This is a genomic window from Streptomyces sp. NPDC048352, assembly GCF_040651895.1.
GTDB lineage: Bacteria > Actinomycetota > Actinomycetes > Streptomycetales > Streptomycetaceae > Streptomyces.
Map to the genome: position 1 here is coordinate 67,877 of NZ_JBEZKZ010000024.1, position 23,065 is coordinate 90,941.

Below are 23,065 nucleotides of genomic sequence, written 5' to 3' on the forward strand. Positions count from 1 at the left end.
ACTCCACGCTACCGCTGCAGCTGCCCTCCCCCACGTCAACGAACCGGGCACCCGCGGGGTGCCCGGTCCGCAGCCGGGTCGTTCAGCTCTCGTCGCCGGGTGTGGCGGCGGCCTTCTTGGCGGTGCTGCGGCGCGCGGCGGGCTTCTTCGAGGCGGGCTGCTCCGCGGCGGCGGCCTGAGCCGGCTCAGGCTCCTGCGCCGGGGCCGAGTCCTGCGCCGGGGCCGGGTCCTGCGCCGGCTCCGGCTCCACGGCCCCGGCGATGTCCACGATCTCGTCGGCCACCTCGCCGCGCCAGGCCCGTACGGCCTGCTCGCCGTGCTCGGCGACCTTGTCGTAGGTCTCCTTGGCCCGGACGGCGTACTCGGCGGCCACGCCGACACCCCGCAGCGCGAGGTCCTGGGCGGTCTCGCCGAGCTTCTTGGGGTCGATGGACCCGAAGACCTCGGTGACCTTGGCGGTGACGGCCTCCTGCACGGCCTTCGGGTCGGTGTTCTTCACGGCCTCGATGCGCGCGGGGGCCTCGGCGCGCAGCTGCTCGATGAGCGCGGGCACCTTCTTGGCCTGCTGGACGGCCAGGTCGGCCGTGCCGGCGGCGAAGTAGAGGGGGGTGGGGTCGGTGAGGGTCTTCTTCAGGTCATCGGCGATGGCCATGTGCGGGTCCTCCCGGATCACAGTCAGTTCGTAGGGGGCATCGCGGTGTCCGCGCCGGTGTTCTCGCCGCCGGGAGCCTCGTCGGCCTCCAGCGCGTTCTCCTTGCGGAACGCGTCGTAGATCTGGAGCAGCACCTGCTTCTGCCGCTCGCTGATCGACGGGTCGGAGAGGATGACGGCCCGCGTCTCCACCTCGTCCCGGTCCCGCTCGTCGAGGATCCCGGCCTGCACGTACAGCGTCTCCGCGGAGATCCGCAGCGCCTTGGCCAGCTGCTGGAGGATGTCCGCGCTCGGCTTGCGCAGCCCGCGCTCGATCTGGCTCAGGTACGGATTCGACACTCCCGCGGCGTCGGCGAGCTGCCGCAGCGAGAGCTGGGCCTGCCGCCGCTGCTCGCGGAGGTATTCGCCGAGGTTTCCGACGTTGAGCGATGCCATGCTCCGATCCTGCCGGACACTGCTAACTATTGCAAGCGCCTGCTTGCAGCAGCTCGCACTCTCCTTCCCCCGCACGAACGGTGCTAACTTGCCGGAATGGACGACTTCTCGCGGTCGTGGGTGGCGTTGCGGGCGGCGGTGGCCGGGCTCGAGGACCAGGACTTCGCGGCGGCGTCCGGGTGTGCCGGCTGGCTCGTGCGGGACCTGGTGTGCCACCTGGTCATCGACGCGCAGGACGTCCTGATCACCCTCGCCACCCCCGTGGACGCCGCGCCCACCCGGGACGCGGCGGGCTACTGGGAGGTCCTCGACGCCGCCCCGGACGGCGAGGACCCGCTCGACGCGCTGACCGTACGGCTCGCGGCCGCGTACGAGGAGCCCTGGCTGCTCACATTCCACCTGGAGGACGTCGGCTCCGCCGCCGGGCGGGCCGCCGACCTCGCGGACCGGGCCGGCCGCGTCAGCACCCGCGAACAGGTGCTGACCGTGGGCGACTACCTCGACGCGTACGTCCTGGAGTGGACGCTGCACCACCTCGACCTGACCGCCCGCCTCCCGCACGCGGAGCGGCCGCCCGCCGAGGGCCTGGCCCGCTCCCGCGCGCTGCTGGAGCGGATCGCGGGCGGCGCGTTCCCCGCGTCGTTCTCCGACGAGGACGCCCTGCTGATCGGCACCGGCCGCCGCGCCCCCGGCCCGGCCGAACAGGCCGCCCTCGCCGCCCGGGGAGGAATCGCGGCCCGACTGCCGCTCCACCTCGGCTAGACGGCCGGCCGGCCGGACGGCCGCCCCTTCCGGACGGCCCGGTACCCACCTTTTTGTGGGTACTGGGCAGGCCGGCCCGCCCGGGTGAAGCTTGGGGGGTCGGGAGGAGGGGTCAGGAGGCCGGCCGGGCCTGCGCGAGCTTCTCCAGACGCCGGTGCCCCCAGTCGGACAGGGGCGCCACCGCCTCGGCGAGTTCCCGGCCGAACCCGGTGAGGGAGTACTCGGTCCTCAGCGGGAGCACGTCGTGCACCTCGCGGTGTACGAGCCCGTCGGCCTCCATCTCGCGGAGTGCCTGGGTCAGCACCTTCTCGCTCAGGCCCGGGGTCCGACGCCGCAGCTCACCCGGCCGCTGCGGACCGGATTCCAGCAGCCAGAGCAGGGTCGTCTTCCACTTGCCGTCGATCACCGCGATCGCGGCGGTGACCCCGCAGACGTTCGGGTCCAGGGCCCGGCTGCGCGTCATCCTCTCGTCCCCTCTCCACACCACGTCCATGCCGATCATGCATGTTTTCACAGGAGTTGAGCCATGTCTTCGAACCCCGGACAGCCCGCCGTCACCGTCCTCGGCCTCGGCCCGATGGGCCGGGCCCTGGCGGGCGCCTTCCTCGACGCCGGCGTGCGCACCACCGTCTGGAACCGCACCCCCGGCCGGGACGGGGAGCTGGTCGCCCGGGGCGCGACCGGGGCGCCGTCCGCCGCCGAGGCCGTCGCCGCGAGCCCGCTGACCGTGGTCTGCGTGGTCAACTACGAGGCCGCGGACGCCGTCCTGCGGCCCGAGGCCGTCACCACCGCCCTCAAGGGCCGCACAGTCGTCAACCTGACCGCCGACACCCCGGGCCGGGCCCGGGAGAGCAGCGCGTGGGCGGCCGAGCACGGCATCCGCTACCTCGACGGTGCGATCATGACGCCGGCCACGACCATCGGAACAGCGGACGCGGTGTTCATCCACAGCGGCCCGCAGGACCTCTACCGCGAGCACCAGCCCGTGCTGGACGCCCTGGGCGGCACCCACACCCACCTCGGCGAGGACATCGGCCGGGCGGCGGCGTACGACATCGCACTGCTCGACATCTTCTGGACCGCGATGGCGGGTTACGCCCACGCCCTGGCGGTGGCGAAGGCCGAGGGCGTCAGCGCCGGGGAACTGGCCCCGTACGCGCAGGGGATCGGCGCGATCCTGCCGCCGCTCTTCGCGGAGTTCGCGGGGGACGTGGACAGCGGCAGCTACTCCGGCGAGCTCAACCCGCTGACGTCGGCGGCCTCGTCCATCGCCCACATCATCCACACCTCCGAGGAACACGGCATCGACGCCGGCCTGATGCGCGCGACCGAGGGCCTGGCCCGCCGGGCGATCGCCCACGGCCACGGCGGGGACGGCTTCGTCCGCGTCGCCGAACTCCTCGGCCGCACGGCGGTGCCGGCGGGCACCGCGCACTCCCGCGGAAAATAATTCCGGCGGGCTGTCACATCCGTGCGGGGCGGCGGGTCATAGGGGTGCCGGAGCAAACGAGATCCCCCGAAGGAGCCCCCGATGTCCACCACCGCCACCGTCGTCACCCTGGTCGCCGCCCTCATGGCCGGGTACTCCGGCGCCTCGCTCTTCGCCCGCGCCAAGTACACCGTCGAGCCCCTCGTCCAGTACGGGGTCCCCCGCAGCTGGTGGAACCTGCTCGCCACCGCCAAGGTCGCCGGCGCGGTCGGCCTCCTCGCCGGGTTCGCCGTCCCGGCCATCGGGATCGCCGCCGGCATCGGCCTGGTGCTCTACTTCATCGGCGCCGTGATCGTCACCCTGCGGGCCCGGGACTACGCCCACGTCGTCTTCCCGGTGGTCTACGCCGCCCCGATGGCCGCCGCCCTCGTCCTGGTCGTCTGACCGGGGCGGGGCGGCGGCCCCGGCCTCCGGCCTCAGACCTCCAGGGCCGTCACGTCCAGCAGCTTCAGCCGCTCCGGGTCGGACAACACGTCGATCGCGACGATCCTGCCGCCGACCACGGTGAAGGCCATCACCGACACCGCCCGGCCCTTGCGGACCACGACCACACCGGCCGCACCGTTGATCAGCGCCGGCCGCACGTACGGGGTGAGCACGCTGTACGTGACCGCCTGGCCCGCCACCGTCCGCGCACCGTGCAGGACCACGCTGAGCGCCCCGCCCGCGCCCCCGTCGGAGCGCAGCACCACGTCCGGGTCGAGCACCGCGACCAGTGCCTCGAACCGCCCGTCGCGCGCGGCGGCGAAGAAGGCGTCCACCGCCTCCCGCTGGCGGGCCAGGTCCGCGTCGGGAGCGGGGGCCTGCCCCTGCACCCTGCGGCGGGCCCGGCTGGCGAGCTGCCGCGTCGCGGCGGCCGACTTCTCGATCAGCGGGGCTATCTCGTCGAACGGCACCGCGAACATGTCATGCAGGACGAACGCCAGCCGCTCCGCCGGAGCCAGCGACTCCATCACCACCATCAGCGCCAGCCCCACCGAGTCGGCGAGCAGCACCTCCTGCTCGGGGTCGATCCGCCGCTCCGGGCTGACGAGGGGGTCGGGGACCCGCGTCTCCAGCCGCTCCACCGGGTCCTCGCGCCGCTGCTCGCGCGAGCGCAGCAGGTTGAGGCAGATCCGGGACACCACCGTCGTCAGCCAGCCGCCGAGGTTCTCGATCTCGTCCGCATCCGTCCGGTTCAGCCGCAGCCAGGTCTCCTGGACGGCGTCGTCGGCCTCGGCGAGCGAGCCGAGCATCCGGTAGGAGACCGCCCGCAGGTGGCTGCGGTGCTCCTCGAAGCGCTCGGTCAGTGAAGCCCTGTCGTCCTCGTCCACCCCTGGTGTCCCCTTCCCCTCAGGAAGCCGGCGCCGGCGCCCGGCCGATGACCACGGTCGCATACAGCTCCTCGGAGGTCACCGCCCGCACCACGAGACCGCCCCCGGTCAGCGCGGACGCCGTCAGCGGCGCCTGCCGGGCGCTGGTCTCGATCAGCAGGTGCCCGCCCGGCGCGAGCCACCGCAGGGCGTCCGCCGCGACCCGCCGGTGGACGTCCAGGCCGTCCGCACCCCCGTCGAGGGAGACCAGCGGCTCGTGGTCGCGGGCCTCGGACGGCATGAGCCCGATCTCCCCCGTCGGCACGTACGGGGCGTTGACCACCAGCACGTCCACCCGCCCCCGCAGCTCCGCGGGCAGCGCCGCGTACAGGTCGCCCTCCCACACGGAGCCGCCGTACGGGGCCACGTTGCGCCGCGCGTACTCCAGCGGCCCCGGGTCGATGTCGGCCACGTGCAGCTCGACCCCGCCCGGGACCTGGGCCGCCACCGCCGCTCCGAGGGCGCCGACCCCGCAGCACAGGTCGAGCACGACCGCGCCGGGCCGGGCCAGCCCCACCGCCTCCTGCACCAGGAACTCGGTGCGCCTGCGCGGTACGAAGGCCCCCGCACCGACCTCCACGCGCAGCCCGCCGAACTCGGCCCAGCCCACGACGTGCTCCAGCGGTTCACCGTCCACCCGGCGGGCGACCATGCCCTCCAACTGCCCGTCGTCGGCGGCGGCCGCCGTCAGCAGGTCCGCCTCTTCCTCGGCGAAGACGCAGCCCGCGGCGCGCAGCCGTTCCACGATCGTCGTCACGTCACTCATTCCTCTTGTTTCCAGCCCTCAGAAGACGTCCGGGCACCACGGCCGGCGCGCGGTACGGAACACCGCGTCGGCCAGTGCGAGGGCCCCCGGCCGGTGTTCCGTCACCCGGCCCAGGGCGCCCAGCCGGACCGCTGAGGCGTCGCCCAGGTACAGGGAGCCCAGCGCGGACACGTCCAGCCGCAGGTCGGCCGGCTCCTGCGTACGGGAACACGTGCCGGCGCCCGCGTCCAGCCGGTAGCGGCCGCCCGCCGGGCCGGACGGGTCGTCGACGTCCAGGACGAGCACCCCGGGCACGGCGTACGTCCGCGCGGCCAGCGCCCGTTCGGCGTCCAGCACGCGCACCCACAGGAAGTCGGCGGCCGACACCGGCCGGGCCGCGCGCGCGTCGGGCAGCAGTTCCGGCAGCAGGTCGTCGGGGGGCCGGTTGCCGGTGCGGACCTTCAGCACCCAGTCGATGGAGCACAGGAAGTGCCACAGCGCCCGCTCGGCCTGCGGGGTGACGGCGAGGAGGTCCCGGACCTGCACGGTGTTCAGCGGGGTCTTGGAGTCCGTCCAGTGGTCGTCGGCCCGGTAGGAGACCAGCCCGGCCACCTCACCGCCGGCGTCCCGGTACACGGCGTACATCCGCTCCTTGTACGGGCGGTGCGACATCTCCTCCTCACCGGTCTCCAGCCGCCACCAGCGCGCGTCGCGGTCGATGACGCCGTGCCGCCAGGCGCGCAGCCGCTCGTGCAGGGCGGGCCCCACGCGCCGGACCTCGGCCGCGTCCACCAGGTCGATGCGGCCGCCGTCGACGGGCGCGGGCCGGCTGCGGTCGATGCCGGTGCGGGCGACGTCGACCTCCCACTCGGCGTGCACGGTCGCGGGCCCGTAGCCGTAGCGCCCGTAGATCGGGTACTCGGCGGCGATCAGGGTGGACAGGACGTCACCGCGGGCGTGGGCGGCGGCCAGTTCGGCCTCCATCATCCGCGTCAGCAGGCCCTGTCGGCGGTGGGTGGGCAGCACGGTCACGTTGGAGACCGCGCTGCACCCGACGACGGCGCCGCCGGGCACGGTCAGTTCCTGGGCGAAGGAGCGGAAGGTGGCGACGCACTGCCCGGTGGCCTTGTCGAAGGCCCCCCGTATGCGCGCGAGATCGCTGTGCGCGGCGCGCTGGGCCACGTCGGATTCCGTCGGGGTGCCCGGAGTGAGGAAGCCCGTGTTCAGGGTGGTGAGCCAGGCGGGGAGTTCGGATGCGGCGATCGGCCGCACGTCAGCGCTCATGACCGGCCACGCTAACCGCCGTGCCCGGCCCCGGTCGCCCGATTTTCGCCGCCGGCTACGCCAGCAGGTCGTCCACCTGCGCCTCGCCCTCCCGGTAACGGCGGGTGATCTCCGCACTGGAGTCGTCGGCCATCCGCTGGAGCTGCTGGCGGCGCCGCGAGACCTGCTGCTCGAAGCCGACCAGCCGGCCCATCGCGGCGTGCAGCTCGCCGTCCGTGCGCGCCTCCAGGTCGGACAGCTCCACGTCGGACAGCATCTCCGCCGCCAGCAGCCGGAACTCCTCGTTGTGCGGGGTGCCGAGCGTGACGTGCCGGGCGGAGGCGCTGCGGCTGGACGGGGCGTCGGCGAGGATCTCCGAGAGCCGGTCCACCACCGGCGCCTCGGGGTCCGTACGGCGGGCGAGCTCGGCGCGCAGGATGTCGATGCGGCCCTGCAGGAGTCTGCGTACGTAGCTCAGGTCGGCCTCGTCGCGCTGCGCGTCGCGCCGCAGCGCGCGCAGCTCGGGCAGGCCGAGGGCGGTGGCGGGGTTGGCCGTCCCCGCCGGCTCGCCGGTGCGCTGCGCGGGCGGCCATCCCGCGGCCGTGGTCGCGGCCGGAGCGTCCGACCCGGGTGACGCGTGTGACGCGGGTGACGCGGGTGCAGGTGCGGAGGTACCAGAGGTGTTCATGCGTTCGTATCCGTCCCCTCGACCGGTGCTGGGGGCACCGCCTGCGTGCATGGTGCCACTCTCCGTGGTGTGCACGCAGTCCCGGACCACCCGATCGGCCCCGGACGGGTGCAGGGCTGGTACACAGGTGGTATGCGAGCAGTGGTGCAGAGGGTGGACGGCGCGAGCGTCGTCGTGGCCGGTGAGACGGTCGGCGAGATCGTCGGCGAGGGGCTGTGCGTGCTGGTGGGGGTGACCCACGACGACACCCCGGAGAAGGCGGCGCTGCTGGCGCGCAAGCTGTGGTCCGTGCGGATCCTGGAGGCGGAGAAGTCCTGCAGCGACGTCGACGCGCCGCTGCTGGTGATCTCCCAGTTCACGCTGTACGGCGACGCGCGCAAGGGCCGTCGCCCCACGTGGAACGCGGCCGCGCCCGGCCCGGTGGCCGAGCCGCTGGTCGACGAGGTCGTGGCGCAGCTGCGGGCGCTGGGCGCGACGGTGGCGACGGGCCGGTTCGGCGCGGACATGCGGGTCTCGCTGACGAACCACGGCCCGTTCACCCTCGTCATCGACGTCTGAGGCGCGCGGCCGCGTCGTTCCGTACGGCCGTTACGGCGCTACGACGACCTCCTGGGCGGCGGCCGTCCCCCCGGCCAGCAGCGGGGCGTCGACGGGAACGTTCCGCTTGACCAGGGCGAGTGCGATCGGGCCGAGCTCGTGGTGGCGCACGGCGGTGGTGACGAAGCCGAGCTGGCGGCCGTCCTCCCCGTCCGCGGCGAGCCGTACGGGCGTGCCGTGCGCGGGGAGCAGCACCTCGGAGCCGTCCAGGTGCAGGAAGACCAGGCGGCGCGGGGGCTTCCCCAGGTTGTGGACGCGGGCCACCGTCTCCTGGCCCCGGTAGCAGCCCTTCTGCAGGTGCACCGCGGTGCCGATCCAGCCCAGCTCGTGCGGGATGGTCCGGTGGTCGGTCTCCAGACCGACGCGCGGCCGGTGGGCCTCGACGCGCAGCGCCTCGTAGGCGAGGAGCCCGGCGGCGGGGCCGTGGGCAGCGGCGAAGGCCTCCAGCTCGGCGCGGGGCAGGAAGACGTCCCGGCCGTGCCCGGTCTCGCGGACCACGTGCTCCTTGGCGACCTCGGCGATCGAGCCGGCCGGCAGGTGGACGACCGCGAAGTCGGCGGTGCGGTCGGCGACTTCGACGCGGTAGAAGAACTTCATCGACTCCAGGTAGCCGAGGAGCGCCTCCTGGGTCCCGGGCTCGACGTGCGCCCACACCGTCTCGCCGTCGTCCACGAGGTAGAGGGCGTGCTCGATGTGCCCGTTCGCGGAGAGGATCAGCGCCTCGGTGGCCTGCCCGGCCGGGAGGTCGCTGACGTGCTGGGTGAGCAGCAGGTGCAGCCAGCTCAGCCGGTCCGCGCCGGTGACGGTGACGACCCCGCGGTGGGAGAGGTCCACGAAGCCGCGGCCGTCGGCCAGGGCGCGCTGTTCGCCGTAGAGCTCTCCGTAGTGGGCGGCAACGCCCTCGTCACGGCCTTCGGCCTCTACGGCGCCGGGGAGATGGAGCAAGGGGCTGCTGGTCATGGCACCAGCCTACGACCCCGCTAGGAGGAGCCGGCCCGGCGCTCGGCCGCCGCGCACGTCTTGCACAGTCCGAAGATCGCGAAGTGCTTCATGTCGGTCTCGAACCCGAAGGTGGCGCGCAGCTTCGCCGTGAACTCGTCGGCGATCTCCACGTCCGCCTCGATGACGCCGGTGCACGTGCGGCAGACGAGGTGGATGTGGTGGTGCCGGTCGGCGAGGTGGTAGGTGGGGGCTCCGTGCCCGAGATGGGCGTGGGAGACCAGTCCGAGCTCCTCCAGGAGCTCCAGGGTCCGGTACACCGTGGAGATGTTCACCCCGGACGCCGTCTTGCGGACCTCCACGAGGATCTCGTCGGGGCTGGCGTGCTCCAGGGCGTCGACCGCTTCGAGCACGAGCTGGCGCTGCGGTGTCAGCCGGTAGCCGCGCTGCCGCAGATCGCTCTTCCAGTCGGTGGTCACCACCCGGCCAGTGTAAGCGCGCGAAGGGGACCGCGGGCGGTCCCCTTCGTCAGTCCGCAGGACTGCGGCGTGCTCAGCGGAAGAACGCGATGCCGTCTTCCGGCAGCTCCGGGAGGTTGCGCGCCATGTCGGCGATCTCCTCCGGGGTGACGACCTTCTTGAGCTGGGCCGACATGTACGGGCGCAGTTCGACGTCCGGGGTGGCCTTCTCGCCGACCCACATGAGGTCGCTCTTCACGTAGCCGTAGAGCCGCTTGCCGCCGCTGTACGGGCCGGACGCGGCGGTACGGGCCACCGCGTCGGTGACCAGGTCGATCTGCGGCTTCTGGTCGGCGAGCTCGCCGTACCAGACCTCGACGACGCCCTGGTCGCGCACCATGACGATCTCGACCTTGCGGTCCTTGTCGATGCGCCAGTAGCCCGACTCGGACTCCAGCGGGCGCACCTTGGCGCCCTCGGCGTCGAGCACCCAGGTGCGGGAGGTGTACTCCAGGAAGTCCCGGCCGTCGTGGCTGAAGACGACTTCCTGGCCGAAGTTGCACTTCTCCTCGCCGGGGAAGTCGAAGACGCCGGCGCCTTCCCAGGTGCCGAGGAGGAAGGCGAGGGGGACGAGGCCCGGGTTCAGGTCGGACGGGATCTGGATCATGGTTGGCTGCTCAGGCGATCTGTGGGAGGGGTTCCGGTGCGGTCGGCTGGGCGGATGCTCAGCGCTGACCCTGGTACAGCTTCTTGACGGCCAGGCCGGTGAAGGCGAGGACGCCGACGCAGACCAGGACCAGCAGGGAGGTGAAGACTGCCTCAAGCACGGGGTGCTCCTCGGAGGTTTCGGTGCGGTGTACGGGGCCGGTCCCCAAGCCTACTGGCCCGGGGACCGGCGCACGCTGCGAGGTGGGCCGTACCGGTCAGTGGAGCAGCTGGTCCTGGAGGATCACCGTCTGGTGGAAGGGGACGGCGGCCACCTTCCCCCGCCGGGTCTGGAGGACGACGGCCTGGATGTCGCCGCCCTTGACGCAGCCGGCCTTCAGGTCCTCGTCCCCGACCGGTGCCGCTTCGGTGAAGAGGGAGACGTCCGCGAGGTCGGGCGGGTCCTGCTCGTTCTTGGCCTTGCTCCAGTCGCTGTCGCCCTCGATGCGGTTGATCCCGTTGAGGTTCATGTTGATGCCGCATCCCTCGAAGGCGTCGACGAAGCCGGAGGAGTGGAAGCGCAGCAGGTAGACGCGGGTGCGGGTGCCGTCGGGCATGGTCCAGCCGCGGGCGGCGATCTGGCGGAGGCCGTCGTCGGTGAAGCCCTGCTTCATCTTGGCGCGTACCGTGGGCTCGTACTCCTCGAGGAAGGTGTCGACGGTCACCGCCTGGTCCTTCTCGAGCTTCAGCCCGGTGTCGGGGGCGGAGCCCTCGGGTGCCGGGAGCAGGAGCTGGGTGAGGGCGGCGTAGTGGATGCCGTCCTTGTTGTCCGGGGCGAAGGGCTGTGCCGCCCCGGGGGCCAGGGTGGGCTTGGCGACGGCCGGGTAGGTCCAGCGGCCGTCGTCCCGGGTGGACAGGCCCGGCAGGTCGGAGCGTTCCGCCCGGGTGATCCCGTACGCCGCTCCGGTGCCGGCGGCGGCGAAGGCGAGGACCGCGGCGGTCCAGCGCAGGAGGGCGCGGAGCCCTCGCCGGCCCTTCGGGGCGGGCGGCGCGGGGGTCACGGCGGGTGCTCCGGTGGTTTCCGGGACGGCGGTGGTCTGCTCGGTCACACGGACTCCCCGGGGGACTTCAGGTGCTTCAGCTGGTTCTGGAAGAACGTGACGGCGTCGCGGGTCGAGAAGGGCTGGGGGCCGTAGGAGCGGAAGCTGACCAGGACGTCGCCTTCGACCGCCACGCACTCCATCGAGTCGATCTTCCCCTCCCGCTCCTCGTCGCCGAGAGTGACCACGGCACACCTCGCGTCGGGGAACCCCTCCACCTTCGGGGTCTCGCGGCCCTCGGAGACGGCGTCCATGAGCTTCCTGGAGACCTCGGAGGTCTTTCCCAGGAAACGCGGGTCGGCCTGCATGAGGCGGATCTCCACCACCGAGCGGCTGGTGGGGCCGGTGTAGCTGCGGCCGGCCCGGCCCTTGAGCTTGAGCTCTGCGAGCGCTTCGTCCCGCTTCTTGCGCTGCGTGTCGGATAGGCCCCTGCGGGCGTCCTTGAAGTCCTGGACCGCGTTGTCGCCGGTGACGAAGAAGTCGTTGCCGTCCTTGCCGAGGTCCGGGCCGGGAGTGTGGCTGCCCGGTACGGGCAGCAGCCTGGCCGTCAGGCCGTTGGGCGGCACGGCCGCGGGGACCTCGGGGCCGCGGGGGCTGACGCCCTCGGTGCTCCAGTAGCGGGTGGCTGCGGTCCGGTCGGCGCCGTCGAGTGCCCAAGCGGCCCCGATCCCGCCGGCCGCGAGGAGGGCGACGGCCATGCCTGCGGTGACGTAGGCCCTGGTCCTGTGGCGCCGCGGGGCGGCGGGCACAGCGGGCGTGACGGGAACGGCGGGCGCGGCGGCGGAGACGTCGCCCGTGGTGGTGTCGTTCAGCGGCTCGGTCACAGTCGCTCCAGCTGCTTCTTGGCCACGTCGATGACGTCGCTCTCCGCGATCCGGCCCTGGTCCTCGTAGTAGAGGAGGTCCATGACGATGTCGCCCCGGCGGGCGATGGCCCGGGCGCCGTGGACCCCGTCGGCTTTGACGCCCACCCAGACATGGCCGAGATCGCGGGCGACGCCGGGAAGGTCCACGCCGCGGTTGCCCGCGAAATTCACCTCGGGCATGTACGCCGACTGCGCCTTCTGGTAGTCGTCCGCCCCGGCACGCTCGCGGAACTGCAGCAGCCGGATCTCGACGCGCACGCGGCCGTCGGTCCACGCGGTGGAGGCGACACGCCGGATCTGGGATTCGGCGAGGTCGGCGAGCGCTTCGCCGGGCCCCCGGAAGTAGTCCGCGGCGAAGACGTCGAGGGACTCGTAGCCGGCGCCCTCGGCCTTGGCCCCGTCCGGCGCCGGCAGCAGGAGCTCGACCAGGTCGCCGTCGGTCTTGTGCCAGCGGTTGGCGTTGACCGACTTGGCCGTCGTCGCGTCGTCCGGCGCCAGCGCCTTGGGCGTGACCGGCTTCTGCTGCGCCAGCGGAGGCAGGGCGGTCGGTTCGCGGTGGTACTGGACCGCGTAGCCGGTGACCGTGCCGGCGAGGGCGCCGAGGGCCAGGGCGGCGGCGATCAGGAGCGTCGTACGGCCGGCGCGGCGCGGGCCACGGGCCGGAGGGGCAGCGTCCGGAATTGCCGGAGCAGCCGACGGGAATTCCGGAGAATCCGATTCCCGGTGTTCGTCTTCCAAGATTGGGGTCCCCCCACGGAACTGGAGCCGCGGGAGCGTTCGCCCGCGCACATCCAAGACACCCTGGGCCGGGGAGCCGTTGTACGCATCTTTATTACGCTTTTATATAGGCGGGATTCAGTCCTCCGGGCGGCGCCGCTTCCCGTCCAGTTCGTCCCACCATTCGTCCGACTTCGGATCGCCGGAGGGGTCGTCCCACCAGCGGTCGTCCGGGCCCCGGCGGTTGGCGATCATCGCGGCGACGGGCGGGATGACCATGGCGACCACGCACAGCGCGACCGCGGCCTCGACCGAGAACAGGCGCACGAAGGACCAGGCGGAGACGAAGAGGAACAGGCATCCGCCCATCAGCAGGAAATAGGCCCGCCGGCGCCGCGCGTACATAGCACCAGCGTAGGGCCGCGGGCGGACGGCGCGAAGGGCCGCACCCCGTTCCAGTGGCGTCCAACCCCCTGGGGTGCGGCCCTCCGGCCGGTTCGCTGTCGGTCAGGCGATCAGACCGCGATGGCGACGTCCGTCACGCCGCCGGCCTCGGCGACCACGACGGCGCGGTCGGCCTGGGCACCCGGGACGAGCGCCCGCAGCGTCCAGGAGCCGGTGGCCGCGTAGAAGCGGAACTGGCCGGTCGCGGAGGTCGGGACCTCGGCGGTGAACTCGCCGGTCGAGTCCAGCAGGCGGACGTAGCCGCTGACGGGCTCGCCGTCCTTGGTCACCTGGCCCTGGATCGCGGTCTCACCGGGCTTGAGCGTCGCGAGGTCGGGCCCGCCGATCTGTGCTCCACACATGTTCTCTGTCCTGTCCTAGAGAGGTTCTGCTGCCTACGGGGCGGGCGTCGCGTGCCCGGCCGGGGTTACTTGTTGGGGCCGAGCTCGATCGGCACGCCGACGAGCGAGCCGTACTCGGTCCAGGAGCCGTCGTAGTTCTTGACGTTCTCCTGGCCGAGGAGCTCGTGCAGCACGAACCACGTGAGCGCGGAGCGCTCGCCGATGCGGCAGTAGGCGATGGTGTCCTTCGCCAGGTCGACCTGCTCGGCCTGGTAGAGGGCGGTCAGCTCCTCGTCGGACTTGAAGGTGCCGTCGTCGTTGGCGTTCTTCGACCACGGGATGTTGCGGGCGCTCGGCACGTGGCCGGGGCGCTGCGACTGCTCCTGCGGGAGGTGCGCCGGGGCGAGCAGCTTGCCGGAGAACTCGTCGGGCGAGCGGACGTCGACCAGGTTCTGGGCGCCGATCGCGGCGACGACGTCGTCGCGGAAGGCGCGGATCGAGGTGTCCTGCGGCTTGGCCTTGTACTGGGTGGCCGGGCGGTTCGGGACGTCCTTGCCGTCGACCAGGTCGCGGGAGTCGAGCTCCCACTTCTTGCGGCCGCCGTCGAGGAGGCGGACGTCCTGGTGGCCGTAGAGCTTGAAGTACCAGTAGGCGTAGGACGCGAACCAGTTGTTGTTGCCGCCGTAGAGGACGACGGTGTCGTCGTTGGAGATGCCCTTGGCGGAGAGGAGCTTCTCGAAGCCCTCCTGGTCGACGAAGTCACGGCGGACCGGGTCCTGGAGGTCCTGCTTCCAGTCGATCCGGACGGCGTTGGTGATGTGGTTCTTGTCGTACGCGGACGTGTCCTCGTCCACCTCGACGATCACGACGTTGGCGTCGTTCAGGTGGGCCTCGACCCAGTCGGCGTCTACGAGGACGTCGCTGCGGCTCATGGTGTTCTCCTCCGGGGCAGTTGCGGCGGGGCTGTGCTGGGCTTCTGCGAAGCGGGCCGTGCTGGTGCGTGCCGGGTGCGGGTGGGGCCACCGGGCCCTGCGCGGGGAGGCGTCAGGAGGACGGGAGGCCAGTGCCGTGCGGTGCGGTCACGCGGAATGAAGGGCCGTCGGTCCGGCCGGTGGAGCGGAAGGCTCACACCTCACATGGAGCGACAGAGCATGGCGGCGACGCGACACAGGTCTACTGCCCGCCGCTTCGTGAGGTCCGCCTGCTGATGCTTCATAGCCATGGATCGTAGGGACGAACCGGCCGCCCTGTCACCGGTGTGTCATATACCGAGACAGGATCGTCCATTTGGCGGGATGAGAAAGCCCCGGAGGCCCGCCTCGCGGCCCTCCGGGGCTCTTCGTGCGGCCCGTCCTCCTGCGGATCGGACCGCGCCGTCTCACGATCCGGCCAGCGACACGTCCGTCCCGCTCAGTGTGAGGTGGACACCCGACTCGTCCGAGGTCAGCGCGGACAGCTTGAGCCCGGCCGGCAGCCCGTCGTCGATCCGGCGGTCGAAGTCGGTCCGCTTGCGCACCGCGCTCTCGATCCCCGGGATGCCCTCGCCCGGCACGGAGTCCGCGCGCACCCGGACGACCTTGCCGCTGCCCGAGTCCACGAGGGCGACCGTCGAGATCACGCTGCGGGTGACCGACCTGCCGAGGAACTCCACCGTCGCGGTGACCTTCACCTTGTTCGGCGCCCCGCCGTACGTCAGGACAACGCCGTTCTGCGAGGCCTTGGTGAGGTCCTCGTACGAGATCAGCGCGGTGCCCTCGGCGCGCCTGGCAGTGCCGCCGCTGTAGTCGCCGTTCAGCTTCACCTCGTGGAACGAGGCGTCGAGCTGCGAGAGCCGCGTCTTGCGGCCGTCGGCGGTGGCGTCGACGCCGGTCAGCTTCAGGTCGACCTGCTCCAGGTCGTGGCTGAGCGCCTGGGTCAGGAAGGGGAAGCCGTGGATCTCCACCTCCGCGCTGCCCGCGAGGCCCTGGCGGGACTGCACGCGGTCGGCCAGCCGGTTCTCGGCGTAGCCGACCGCCCAGCGGTCGACGCCCACGAACAGCGCCCCCAGCACCACGCCGATGATCACCACGACACGTATGAAACGCACGTGCCCCTCCCCCTACTAGTCGGTACGTCGTTCTAGTGGACCATGACCGGCCGTGAGGACGAGGTCAGCGGCGCTCCTGCCCGGGCAGCGGCGGGCTAGCCCACCACCCGGCCCATCAGGTAGACGGCGGGCGCCGCGGCGGCCAGCGGCAGCGCGACACCGGCCGTCATGTGGACGAACTTCGACGGGTAGTCGTACGCCGCCACGCGCAGCCCGATCAGCGCGCACACACCGGCGGCGAGGCCGACCAGCGCCCCGCCCGCACCGAGCCCGGTCAGCCCGCCGACCGCGACGCCCGCACCGGCCGCGGCCGCCAGCGAGACGCCGACGGAGGCCGGGGTGGGCAGCGGCAGGGCCCGCGCGAACACGGCGACCGCGACGGCGGCGGCGCCGGTGGCCACCGGCTGCCAGTCCGCCGCCAGGAAGCCGGCGCACACGATGGCCAGCGCGGCGGACGCCACCGACGCCATCAGCCCGTACATCCGCTCGTCCGGGTCCGCGTGGCTGCGCAGCTGGAGGACGAGCGTGAGCAGCACCCAGGCCCCGAGGGTGCCGATGATCGCGCCGGGGCCGTACGTACGGTCCACCGCGAGCACCGCCCCGTCGGCGACGAGGGCGCCGGCGAACGCGAGGACGATGCCCTGGCGGGCCGGCCACATGCCGTTGAGGCGGAACCAGCCGGCCGCGGTGAGCCCCTGGAGGGCGATGAGCGGGACCAGCAGGGCGTACTGGCCGAGCGCCGCCGCACCGGCCATGAGCAGCCCGAGCACGGCGGTGAGTATGGCCGACTGCGGACCGGGGTCGATGATCGGCGACCGGCCCTCGGCGCGGGCCTGGGCGGGGTCGACGGCGCGCAGGGTGTTGCCGCCGAGGGTCGGCGGCGAGTACTCGGCGGCCGGCCCGGCCTGCTGCGGGAGCGGCTGCGGCTGCCGCGCGGGCTCCGGCTCCGCCGCCACCGGGGGCAGGTACGCCGTCTGCGCGGCGGCGTCGGCGGGCCAGGCACCCTGCGCGGGGGCCTCGTGCCGTACCGGCGGCAGGTAGGCGGTCTGCTCGGCGGCGCCCGCGTCCTCCCGCACCGGCGGCAGGTACGCCGTCTGCGCGGCGGCGTCGGCGGGCCAGGCACCCTGCGCCGGAGCCTCGTGCCGTACCGGCGGCAGGTACGCGGTCTGCTCGGCGGCGCCCGCGTCCTCCCGCACCGGCGGCAGGTACGCCGTCTCGGCGGCCGCGGCGGCCGGGCCGTCCGACCAGGGCGTGGCCGGGGCCTGCGGCTGCCGCGGCTGCGCGGGCTCGTCACGGAACCAGCCGTCGGGCACGGCGGGCTGCTGCGGCTGATGCTGCGGCTGCTGCTGGGACGGGACCGGCGGCAGGTACGCCGTCTGCGCGGCGTCGGCGGACCAGGCGCCCTGCGCCGGGGCCTGCGGCTGCTCGTCGCGGAACCACCCCTCGGGCGCCGCGGGCTGCTGCTGGGGCGGCACCGGCGGCAGGTACGCCGTCTCGGCGGCGGCCCCGCCGGGCCCGGAGGCGTCCGGCCACGGCGCACCGCCGCCCCCGGTCTGCCCCCACTGCCCCTGCGGGGCGGGGGCGGGGGCGGCCGGCTGCCCGGGCACCGAGCCGAGCGGCGGCTGCACCGGCTGGTAGCCGGTCTCCCAGGTGTCGGCCTGCCAGGTCTGCGTCGCGTACGGGTCCTGCGCGGCGGCCTGCTGCTGCCGCTGCTGCTGTTGTTGTTCGTCGGGAGTGCTCATCGGTTTCCGCTCACCCGCCCGCGAACGGCGGGAGCACCTCGACGGTGCCCCCCTCCGTGAGCAGGACGGCATCGTGCGGGCGCTTGCCCACGGGCTCGTCGTTCACGAGGAAGGAGCAGCGCTGCAGGACCCGGGTCAGTTCCCCCGGATGGCGGTCCCGCACCGCGTCGAGCGCCTCGGCCAGGGTGTGCGCCGAGTACGGCTCCTCCGCCGTCTCGGCGGCGGCCTTCGCCGCCGCCCAGTAGCGGATGGTTCCGGTTGCCACTGCTGCTCCTATCGGTCGGCTCCGTCGGCTCTCTACCGTCGGCCTCCATGATGACCCCTCCGGCCCGCCACCCCCGCGTGCCCCCGCGCGCCGTCCGTGCGCCCGGAGGCCCCGCAGGACCCGTCGGCGGGCCGCTCGATCCGGTGAAACCAGGGCATACGCAGGAGGAAGGCGTGGCGCGAACCACAGAATGCGGTGCACGGCAGCCCTCGGCCCCCCAAGGGCCGGTGGGCTATTCTGGCGGCGTAGAGGATCCGGGCAACGTAGCCCCCGGGTCCTTTTGTGCTTTCAGCACGTTGAACGGACCGAGAACAGTGGTATCCATCCGGACCCCAGGGCGCGGGGGCCGCGGCGGATGCCGGGCAAGTCGTACGAAGCAGTACCACGCACTCCCCCAGCTACCGCTGGGAGGTACCCCCGGGACGGGCCGAGGAGGAACCGACGTGATGGACCAGCCAAGCAAACAGGAGCACGGCCGCCGGACCGGGGCAGGTGGCCGGGCATGAGCTCTCTACTCCTGCTGACCAATGCCCTCCAGCCGTCGACCGAGGTGCTGCCCGCCCTCGGCCTGCTGCTGCACAACGTCCGGGTGGCACCCGCCGAGGGCCCGGCCCTGGTGGACACCCCGGGCGCGGACGTGATCCTCGTGGACGGCCGCCGCGACCTGCCCCAGGTGCGGTCGCTGTGCCAGCTGCTGCGGTCCACCGGACCCGGCTGCCCGCTGATCCTCGTCGTCACCGAGGGCGGCCTCGCGGCGGTCACCGCCGACTGGGGCATCGACGACGTGCTCCTGGACACCGCCGGCCCCGCCGAGGTCGAGGCCCGGCTGCGGCTGGCCACCGGCCGCCAGCAGCTCGGCTCGGACGACTCCCCGATGGAGATCCGCAACGGCGACCTGTCGGTCGACGAGGCGACGTACAGCGCGAAGCTGAAGGGGCGGGTCCTGGACCTGACCTTCAAGGAGTTCGAGCTCCTCAAGTACCTCGCCCAGCACCCCGGCCGGGTCTTCACCCGCGCCCAGCTCCTCCAGGAGGTCTGGGGCTACGACTACTTCGGCGGCACCCGGACGGTGGACGTCCACGTACGGCGGCTGCGCGCCAAGCTCGGTCCCGAGCACGAGTCCCTGATCGGCACGGTCCGCAACGTCGGCTACCGCTTCGTCACCCCGGAGAAGGTGGAGCGGGCGGCCGCCGAGGCCGCCGCCAAGCAGGGTGCGGGAAAGCCGGCGGCACCGGCCGCGGACCGTACGACCGGATCCGTAGCCCGTTCGGAGGAAGCTCCTGTGAGCAGTCCGTCGGCCAAACACCCTGCCCAGAGGTAGGTCACCCCGCGTAGACTTCGCGCGTGGCCAAGGTGACGCGGGATGACGTGGCGCGACTTGCGGGTACTTCTACCGCCGTCGTGAGCTACGTCATCAACAACGGACCCCGGCCGGTCGCCCCGGCCACGCGCGAGCGTGTACTCGCCGCGATCAAGGACCTGGGCTACCGCCCGGACCGGGTCGCCCAGGCGATGGCCTCGCGGCGCACCGACCTCATAGGCATGATCGTCCCCGACGCCCGCCAGCCCTTCTTCGCGGAGATGGCGCACGCGGTCGAGCAGGCGGCCGCCGAGCGCGGAAAGATGGTCCTCGTCGGGAACTCCGACTACCGGGACGAGCGCGAGGTGCACTACCTGCGGGCCTTCCTCGGCATGCGGGTGTCGGGACTGATCCTGGTCAGCCAGGGCATGAGCGAGCGCGCCGCCTCGGAGATCGACGCCTGGGACGCGCGGGTGGTGCTGCTGCACGAGCGGCCCGAGGCGCTCGACGACGTCGCCGTGGTCACCGACGACATCGGCGGCGCCCAGCTCGCCACCCGCCACCTGCTGGAACACGGGCACGCGTACGTCGCCTGCATCGGCGGCATCGAGAACACCCCCTCGGTCGGCGACCCGGTCGCCGACCACGTCGAGGGCTGGCGCCGGGCCATGCTGGAGGCCGGGCGGCCGGTGGAGGGCCGGCTCATCGAGGCCCCGTACAACCGCTACGACGCGTACACGGTGGCCCTGGAGGTCCTGGCCCGGCCCGACCGGCCCACGGCAATCTTCTGCGCGACGGACGACCAGGCCATCGGTGTGCTGCGCGCCGCCCGAGAGCTGCGGATCGACGTCCCCGCCGAACTCGCCGTCGCGGGCTTCGACGACGTCAAGGAGGCGGCCCTCACGGACCCGCCGCTGACGACGATCGCCTCGGACCGCCCGGCGATGGCCCGCGCGGCGGTGGACCTCGTCCTGGACGACGCCCTGCGCGTGGCGGGCTCCCGCCGCGAACGCCTGAAGCAGTTCCCCTCGGCCCTGGTCATCCGCCGCAGCTGCGGCTGCCGGTAGCCGCGCGGGGCGGTGGCCGGCGGCCGGTGTCCCCCCGGGCGGCCTCAGAGCCGGTTCGGGGGCTTCCCGTCAGTCCCGCCCCACGAGCCGGCGGGCCCGCACCCGAGCCCGCACCCTCCCCCGCGTCAGCTCTCCGTGCGGTACATCAGGTCGATCTCGTGCGTCGTGAAGCCCAGGCCCTCGTACACCGCCAGGGCCGCCGGGTTGTCCGCGTCGACGTACAGCATCGCCGTCGGCAGGCCCGCCTCCGCCAGGTGCCGCAGGCCGATCGCCGTCAGGGCCTTGCCCAGGCCGCCGCCCTGCGCGCCCGGGCGGACGCCGACCACGTACACCTCGCCCAGCTGCTCCTCGGCGTGGACCTTCGTCCAGTGGAAGCCGACCAGTTCGCCCTCCCGCTCCGCCAGGAAGAAGCCCTTCGCGTCGAACCACGGCTGCGCGATCCGGTCGTCCAGGTCCCGCTGCGTCAGCGCGCCCTGCTCCGGGTGGTGGGCGAAGGCGGCGGCGTTGGCGGCCAGCCAGGCGGCGTCGTCCTGCCCGGGCACGAAGGTGCGGACCGTCACGCCGGCCGGGAGTGCCGCGTCGGGCAGCGGCGGCGCGTCGGGGCCGAGGGGGCGGCGCAGCTGGCGCAGTTCGCGGAAGAGCGTCAGGCCGAGCACCTGTGCGAGGTGCCGCGCGGCGGACTTGCCGCCGTGCGCCCAGACCCGGATCCGCTTGCCGGAGGCGTGCAGCAGGGCGGTGCCCAGCGCCCGCCCGTGGCCGCGGCCGCGCAGGGCGGGGTGGATGACGAGCTCGGCGGCGGGGGCCTCCACCGGGTCGGTGTCCTCCAGTTGCCCGTAGCCGCACAGCCGGCCGCCGTCGGTGACGAGGAAGTGCCGGATCCCCTCGCGCGGTCCGCCGCGCAGCTGGAGGCGGCCCTGCTCGGAGACGGCGGTGGTGCCGTCGGTGCGCGCCGCCTCCGCGATGAGCGCCAGTACGGCGCCGGCCTGCTCCTCCGTCAGTTCCTCAAGGGTCTCAATCTGCCGTCCCGGCTCCAGGGCCGCTGCTGCGTCAGTCATGTTCCGAGCCTACGGCGCCGTCGCCCGGGGGCCGTGCGTAACCAGCTCGCAACCCGCTACCCCCTGTCGTGCTACGCGCGTTGACCTTAGGCTGCGAGGCACCTCCCAACTTGTCTCGCTGTCCACAAAGGGGACTAAATGTCAGCGAAGCCACAACGGCACCGCACGGCCCGCCGGTTGACCTTCGGCGCTCTCGCCCTCACGGCGGGTGCCGGCGCGATGGTCGCCGCCGCGCTGCCGGCCGGAGCCGCGAGTGGTGGCAGTGCTGCTCCCAAGAGCCGCACCGTCGACGTACAGATGCTGTCGTTCAACGACTTCCACGGCACGCTGGAGCCCCCGCAGGGCTCCTCCGGCACCGTGAGCGAACGGCAGGCAGACGGCACCACCAAGGCCATACCCGCAGGTGGGGTCGAGTACCTCGCCACCAGCCTGCGCGAGGCCCGCAAGGGCCACCCGTACTCCGTCACGGCCGCCGCCGGCGACATGATCGGCGGCAGTCCGATGCTGTCCGGTCTCTTCCACGACGAGCCGACCGTCGAGGCGCTCAACAAGCTGGACCTCGACGTGTCGAGCGTCGGCAACCACGAGTTCGACGAGGGCAGGACCGAGCTGCGCCGGATGGCGTACGGCGGTTGTCACCCGGTGGAAGGCTGCTTCGAGTACGGCAAGACCTTCACCGGAGCGCAGTTCCAGTACCTGGCCGCGAATGTGACGGACGAGAAGACCAAGCGTCCGCTGATGTCGCCCACCTTCATCTGGAAGAAGGGGGACGTGAAGATCGGCTTCATCGGCGTCACCCTGGAGGGCACTCCGGACGTCGTGACCGCCGAGGGCGTCAAGGGCCTGAAGTTCGGCGACGAGGTCGAGACGATCAACAAGTACGCCGCCGAGCTGAACAAGCAGGGCGTGAAGTCGATCGTGGCGCTGATCCACGAGGGCGGTCTGCCCGCGAGCGGCGCGTACAACTACGACTGTGACGTCCCGGGCGCCGGCGCCGGCATCTCGGGTGCGATCGTCGACATCGCCAAGAACGTCGACCCGAAGGTCGACGCGCTGGTGACGGGCCACACGCACCAGGCGTACTCGTGCAACATCCCCGACCCGGCGGGCAACCCGCGCGCGGTCACCTCGGCCGCCTCGTACGGCCGGCTGTTCACGGACACCACGCTGACGTACGACCGGGCCACGAAGGACATCGTCCGTACGCCGGCCAGTGCGCCGAAGCCGGTGAACAAGCTGGTCGGCCGCGACCAGCCGAAGGCCCCGGACATGTCCGAGCTGATCACCCGCTGGAAGGAGCTCGCCGCGCCGGTGGCGAACCGTCCGATGGGCTACATCTCGGCCGACATCGCGGGCCGCGGCTCGGAGGCGCCCGAGAAGCCGCTCGGCGACCTCATCGCCGACGCGCAGCTGGAGGCCACCGCCGCGGCGGACAAGGGCGGCGCACAGCTGGCGATCATGAACCCGGGCGGCATCCGTGCCGACCTGGCCTACAAGGCCGCGGGCGACGAGGGCGACGGTGTGGTGACGTACGGCGAGTCGTACACGGTCCAGCCGTTCAACAACCTGATGAACATCGTGGACCTGACCGGCGCTCAGCTGATCACCGCGCTCCAGCAGCAGGTCAGCGGTCCGGTCAACGGCGCGAGCCCGAAGATCCTCCAGGTGTCGAAGGGCTTCACCTACACCCTGGACATGACGAAGACGGGCGCGGACCGCGTCGTCGTGGACTCGGTGAAGCTGAACGGCGCGGCGATCGACCCGGCCAAGACCTACCGGGTCGTGATGAACGAGTTCCTCGCGGGCGGCGGCGACGGCTTCACCGTCCTGAAGGAGCACAAGAACAAGCTGGTGGGCGCGTCCGACCTGGACGCCTTCAACGCCTATCTGGCGAAGTCGACGGCGGCGGCCCCGATCGCCCCGCCGGCGGCGGACCGGATCACGGTCGTCAAGTAGCACCTGCGCGCCCTGCGCGCGCGAGCACGTCCCCGAGGGGGCGGCGGGCGGCTCCAAGGTCATGCTGGCCAAGGGCAACCGCTCGCAGCAGGTGACGGACGCG

Annotated in this window: 28 protein-coding genes; 7 read left to right on the top strand and 21 right to left on the bottom strand. The window is 72.8% G+C overall.

The features are described 5' to 3' along the window. Positions 1–82 precede the first annotated feature (82 nt). Together AB0D45_RS15465 and AB0D45_RS15470 are read right to left on the bottom strand one after the other, a co-directional pair. A complete protein-coding gene (locus AB0D45_RS15465; protein ID WP_362458848.1) occupies positions 83–652 on the bottom strand; it encodes a hypothetical protein in 570 nt (189 codons plus the stop codon). A 23-nt stretch (positions 653–675) separates the two neighbouring features. Beyond that, complete coding sequence (locus tag AB0D45_RS15470; protein WP_362458850.1) at positions 676–1,086, bottom strand: helix-turn-helix transcriptional regulator; 411 nt, start codon at positions 1,084–1,086, stop codon at positions 676–678. Between the two features lie 96 nt (positions 1,087–1,182). Between AB0D45_RS15470 and AB0D45_RS15475 the strand changes: the two genes are divergently transcribed. Then, positions 1,183–1,848 (top strand): maleylpyruvate isomerase N-terminal domain-containing protein, encoded by a 666-nt coding sequence (locus AB0D45_RS15475; protein WP_362458853.1) that lies wholly within the window; start codon positions 1,183–1,185, stop codon positions 1,846–1,848. A gap of 112 nt (positions 1,849–1,960) precedes the next feature. Here AB0D45_RS15475 and AB0D45_RS15480 read toward each other — a convergent pair whose 3' ends face one another. After that, on the bottom strand, positions 1,961–2,311 hold the full coding sequence (locus AB0D45_RS15480) for a helix-turn-helix domain-containing protein (protein ID WP_362458856.1): 351 nt from the start codon (positions 2,309–2,311) through the stop codon (positions 1,961–1,963). 63 nt (positions 2,312–2,374) lie between these two features. On the opposite strand from AB0D45_RS15480, the gene AB0D45_RS15485 reads away from it, so the two are divergent. Beyond that, entirely contained in the window at positions 2,375–3,298 is a 924-nt protein-coding gene (locus tag AB0D45_RS15485) for an NAD(P)-binding domain-containing protein (protein WP_362458858.1), read from the top strand. 81 nt (positions 3,299–3,379) lie between these two features. Then, positions 3,380–3,721 (top strand): DoxX family protein, encoded by a 342-nt coding sequence (locus tag AB0D45_RS15490; RefSeq protein WP_361604320.1) that lies wholly within the window; start codon positions 3,380–3,382, stop codon positions 3,719–3,721. A gap of 32 nt (positions 3,722–3,753) precedes the next feature. On the opposite strand, the gene AB0D45_RS15495 is transcribed toward AB0D45_RS15490, so the two are convergent. From AB0D45_RS15495 to AB0D45_RS15510, 4 genes are read right to left on the bottom strand one after another with little or no spacing between them, the layout of a single operon-like run. After that, on the bottom strand, positions 3,754–4,650 hold the full coding sequence (locus AB0D45_RS15495) for a sigma-70 family RNA polymerase sigma factor (protein ID WP_362458861.1): 897 nt from the start codon (positions 4,648–4,650) through the stop codon (positions 3,754–3,756). 19 nt (positions 4,651–4,669) lie between these two features. Further along, positions 4,670–5,455, bottom strand: coding sequence for a putative protein N(5)-glutamine methyltransferase (locus tag AB0D45_RS15500; protein ID WP_362458864.1), 786 nt, complete (start codon positions 5,453–5,455; stop codon positions 4,670–4,672). An 18-nt stretch (positions 5,456–5,473) separates the two neighbouring features. Next, the gene (locus tag AB0D45_RS15505; RefSeq protein WP_362458866.1) at positions 5,474–6,718 is read right to left on the bottom strand and encodes a GNAT family N-acetyltransferase; all 1,245 of its coding nucleotides are present in this window, start codon (positions 6,716–6,718) and stop codon (positions 5,474–5,476) included. 55 nt (positions 6,719–6,773) lie between these two features. Continuing rightward, a complete protein-coding gene (locus AB0D45_RS15510) occupies positions 6,774–7,385 on the bottom strand; it encodes an AmfC protein (protein ID WP_362458868.1) in 612 nt (203 codons plus the stop codon). 132 nt (positions 7,386–7,517) lie between these two features. Here AB0D45_RS15510 and dtd point away from each other — a divergent pair, with 132 nt between their 5' ends. Beyond that, on the top strand, positions 7,518–7,943 hold the full coding sequence (dtd, locus tag AB0D45_RS15515) for a D-aminoacyl-tRNA deacylase (RefSeq protein ID WP_361604335.1): 426 nt from the start codon (positions 7,518–7,520) through the stop codon (positions 7,941–7,943). A 30-nt stretch (positions 7,944–7,973) separates the two neighbouring features. Here dtd and AB0D45_RS15520 read toward each other — a convergent pair whose 3' ends face one another. The 13 genes from AB0D45_RS15520 to AB0D45_RS15580 form a co-directional block, all read right to left on the bottom strand. Further along, complete coding sequence (locus tag AB0D45_RS15520) at positions 7,974–8,942, bottom strand: folate-binding protein (RefSeq protein ID WP_361604338.1); 969 nt, start codon at positions 8,940–8,942, stop codon at positions 7,974–7,976. A 20-nt stretch (positions 8,943–8,962) separates the two neighbouring features. Then, the gene (locus AB0D45_RS15525) at positions 8,963–9,403 is read right to left on the bottom strand and encodes a Fur family transcriptional regulator (protein WP_361604341.1); all 441 of its coding nucleotides are present in this window, start codon (positions 9,401–9,403) and stop codon (positions 8,963–8,965) included. Positions 9,404–9,473: 70 nt separating this feature from the next. Next, on the bottom strand, positions 9,474–10,046 hold the full coding sequence (locus AB0D45_RS15530) for an FABP family protein (protein WP_361604344.1): 573 nt from the start codon (positions 10,044–10,046) through the stop codon (positions 9,474–9,476). A gap of 256 nt (positions 10,047–10,302) precedes the next feature. Then, on the bottom strand, positions 10,303–11,133 hold the full coding sequence (locus AB0D45_RS15535; RefSeq protein WP_362458873.1) for a hypothetical protein: 831 nt from the start codon (positions 11,131–11,133) through the stop codon (positions 10,303–10,305). Further along, positions 11,130–11,948, bottom strand: a complete 819-nt coding sequence (locus AB0D45_RS15540) for a hypothetical protein (RefSeq protein WP_362458877.1) — start codon at positions 11,946–11,948, stop codon at positions 11,130–11,132. Before AB0D45_RS15540 ends, AB0D45_RS15535 begins: the two co-directional genes overlap by 4 nt. Next, positions 11,945–12,727, bottom strand: a complete 783-nt coding sequence (locus AB0D45_RS15545) for a hypothetical protein (protein ID WP_362458880.1) — start codon at positions 12,725–12,727, stop codon at positions 11,945–11,947. Before AB0D45_RS15545 ends, AB0D45_RS15540 begins: the two co-directional genes overlap by 4 nt. A gap of 117 nt (positions 12,728–12,844) precedes the next feature. Further along, positions 12,845–13,111, bottom strand: coding sequence for a DUF3099 domain-containing protein (locus AB0D45_RS15550; RefSeq protein ID WP_362458882.1), 267 nt, complete (start codon positions 13,109–13,111; stop codon positions 12,845–12,847). A gap of 110 nt (positions 13,112–13,221) precedes the next feature. After that, entirely contained in the window at positions 13,222–13,512 is a 291-nt protein-coding gene (locus AB0D45_RS15555) for a DUF1416 domain-containing protein (RefSeq protein ID WP_030030422.1), read from the bottom strand. A gap of 65 nt (positions 13,513–13,577) precedes the next feature. Further along, complete coding sequence (locus AB0D45_RS15560) at positions 13,578–14,423, bottom strand: sulfurtransferase (RefSeq protein WP_361604360.1); 846 nt, start codon at positions 14,421–14,423, stop codon at positions 13,578–13,580. Positions 14,424–14,623: 200 nt separating this feature from the next. Next, positions 14,624–14,713, bottom strand: coding sequence for an Ms5788A family Cys-rich leader peptide (locus tag AB0D45_RS15565; RefSeq protein WP_350875872.1), 90 nt, complete (start codon positions 14,711–14,713; stop codon positions 14,624–14,626). A gap of 156 nt (positions 14,714–14,869) precedes the next feature. Further along, positions 14,870–15,577 carry a DUF2993 domain-containing protein gene (locus AB0D45_RS15570; protein WP_361604364.1) on the bottom strand — a complete coding sequence of 236 codons (708 nt, stop codon included), beginning with the start codon at positions 15,575–15,577 and terminating at the stop codon, positions 14,870–14,872. A gap of 95 nt (positions 15,578–15,672) precedes the next feature. Next, positions 15,673–17,319 (bottom strand): hypothetical protein, encoded by a 1,647-nt coding sequence (locus AB0D45_RS15575; protein ID WP_362458887.1) that lies wholly within the window; start codon positions 17,317–17,319, stop codon positions 15,673–15,675. Positions 17,320–17,329: 10 nt separating this feature from the next. Then, positions 17,330–17,584, bottom strand: a complete 255-nt coding sequence (locus tag AB0D45_RS15580; RefSeq protein WP_361608620.1) for a MoaD/ThiS family protein — start codon at positions 17,582–17,584, stop codon at positions 17,330–17,332. A 502-nt stretch (positions 17,585–18,086) separates the two neighbouring features. Between AB0D45_RS15580 and AB0D45_RS15585 the strand changes: the two genes are divergently transcribed. Further along, the gene (locus AB0D45_RS15585; RefSeq protein WP_361608618.1) at positions 18,087–18,905 is read left to right on the top strand and encodes a response regulator transcription factor; all 819 of its coding nucleotides are present in this window, start codon (positions 18,087–18,089) and stop codon (positions 18,903–18,905) included. Positions 18,906–18,928: 23 nt separating this feature from the next. After that, positions 18,929–19,951 (top strand): LacI family DNA-binding transcriptional regulator, encoded by a 1,023-nt coding sequence (locus tag AB0D45_RS15590; protein ID WP_362458891.1) that lies wholly within the window; start codon positions 18,929–18,931, stop codon positions 19,949–19,951. A 125-nt stretch (positions 19,952–20,076) separates the two neighbouring features. On the opposite strand, the gene mshD is transcribed toward AB0D45_RS15590, so the two are convergent. After that, positions 20,077–21,006: a mycothiol synthase gene (mshD, locus tag AB0D45_RS15595; RefSeq protein ID WP_361608614.1), complete on the bottom strand. Its 930-nt coding sequence runs from the start codon at positions 21,004–21,006 to the stop codon at positions 20,077–20,079. Between the two features lie 138 nt (positions 21,007–21,144). Between mshD and AB0D45_RS15600 the strand changes: the two genes are divergently transcribed. Continuing rightward, positions 21,145–22,962: a bifunctional metallophosphatase/5'-nucleotidase gene (locus tag AB0D45_RS15600; protein WP_361608612.1), complete on the top strand. Its 1,818-nt coding sequence runs from the start codon at positions 21,145–21,147 to the stop codon at positions 22,960–22,962. Positions 22,963–23,065: the final 103 nt, after the last annotated feature.

Excerpts from the sequence above, each read along its gene's own strand:
- AB0D45_RS15465 (WP_362458848.1), bottom strand. The coding sequence starts at position 652 with ATGGCCATCGCCGATGACCTGAAGAAGACCCTCACCGACCCCACCCCC.
- AB0D45_RS15470 (WP_362458850.1), bottom strand. The coding sequence starts at position 1,086 with ATGGCATCGCTCAACGTCGGAAACCTCGGCGAATACCTCCGCGAGCAG.
- AB0D45_RS15475 (WP_362458853.1), top strand. The coding sequence starts at position 1,183 with ATGGACGACTTCTCGCGGTCGTGGGTGGCGTTGCGGGCGGCGGTGGCC.
- AB0D45_RS15480 (WP_362458856.1), bottom strand. The coding sequence starts at position 2,311 with ATGACGCGCAGCCGGGCCCTGGACCCGAACGTCTGCGGGGTCACCGCC.
- AB0D45_RS15485 (WP_362458858.1), top strand. The coding sequence starts at position 2,375 with ATGTCTTCGAACCCCGGACAGCCCGCCGTCACCGTCCTCGGCCTCGGC.
- AB0D45_RS15490 (WP_361604320.1), top strand. The coding sequence starts at position 3,380 with ATGTCCACCACCGCCACCGTCGTCACCCTGGTCGCCGCCCTCATGGCC.
- AB0D45_RS15500 (WP_362458864.1), bottom strand. The coding sequence starts at position 5,455 with ATGAGTGACGTGACGACGATCGTGGAACGGCTGCGCGCCGCGGGCTGC.
- AB0D45_RS15505 (WP_362458866.1), bottom strand. The coding sequence starts at position 6,718 with ATGAGCGCTGACGTGCGGCCGATCGCCGCATCCGAACTCCCCGCCTGG.
- AB0D45_RS15510 (WP_362458868.1), bottom strand. The coding sequence starts at position 7,385 with ATGAACACCTCTGGTACCTCCGCACCTGCACCCGCGTCACCCGCGTCA.
- dtd (WP_361604335.1), top strand. The coding sequence starts at position 7,518 with ATGCGAGCAGTGGTGCAGAGGGTGGACGGCGCGAGCGTCGTCGTGGCC.
- AB0D45_RS15520 (WP_361604338.1), bottom strand. The coding sequence starts at position 8,942 with ATGACCAGCAGCCCCTTGCTCCATCTCCCCGGCGCCGTAGAGGCCGAA.
- AB0D45_RS15530 (WP_361604344.1), bottom strand. The coding sequence starts at position 10,046 with ATGATCCAGATCCCGTCCGACCTGAACCCGGGCCTCGTCCCCCTCGCC.
- AB0D45_RS15550 (WP_362458882.1), bottom strand. The coding sequence starts at position 13,111 with ATGTACGCGCGGCGCCGGCGGGCCTATTTCCTGCTGATGGGCGGATGC.
- AB0D45_RS15555 (WP_030030422.1), bottom strand. The coding sequence starts at position 13,512 with ATGTGTGGAGCACAGATCGGCGGGCCCGACCTCGCGACGCTCAAGCCC.
- AB0D45_RS15560 (WP_361604360.1), bottom strand. The coding sequence starts at position 14,423 with ATGAGCCGCAGCGACGTCCTCGTAGACGCCGACTGGGTCGAGGCCCAC.
- AB0D45_RS15565 (WP_350875872.1), bottom strand. The coding sequence starts at position 14,713 with ATGGCTATGAAGCATCAGCAGGCGGACCTCACGAAGCGGCGGGCAGTA.
- AB0D45_RS15575 (WP_362458887.1), bottom strand. The coding sequence starts at position 17,319 with ATGAGCACTCCCGACGAACAACAACAGCAGCAGCGGCAGCAGCAGGCC.
- AB0D45_RS15585 (WP_361608618.1), top strand. The coding sequence starts at position 18,087 with ATGAGCTCTCTACTCCTGCTGACCAATGCCCTCCAGCCGTCGACCGAG.
- mshD (WP_361608614.1), bottom strand. The coding sequence starts at position 21,006 with ATGACTGACGCAGCAGCGGCCCTGGAGCCGGGACGGCAGATTGAGACC.
- AB0D45_RS15600 (WP_361608612.1), top strand. The coding sequence starts at position 21,145 with ATGTCAGCGAAGCCACAACGGCACCGCACGGCCCGCCGGTTGACCTTC.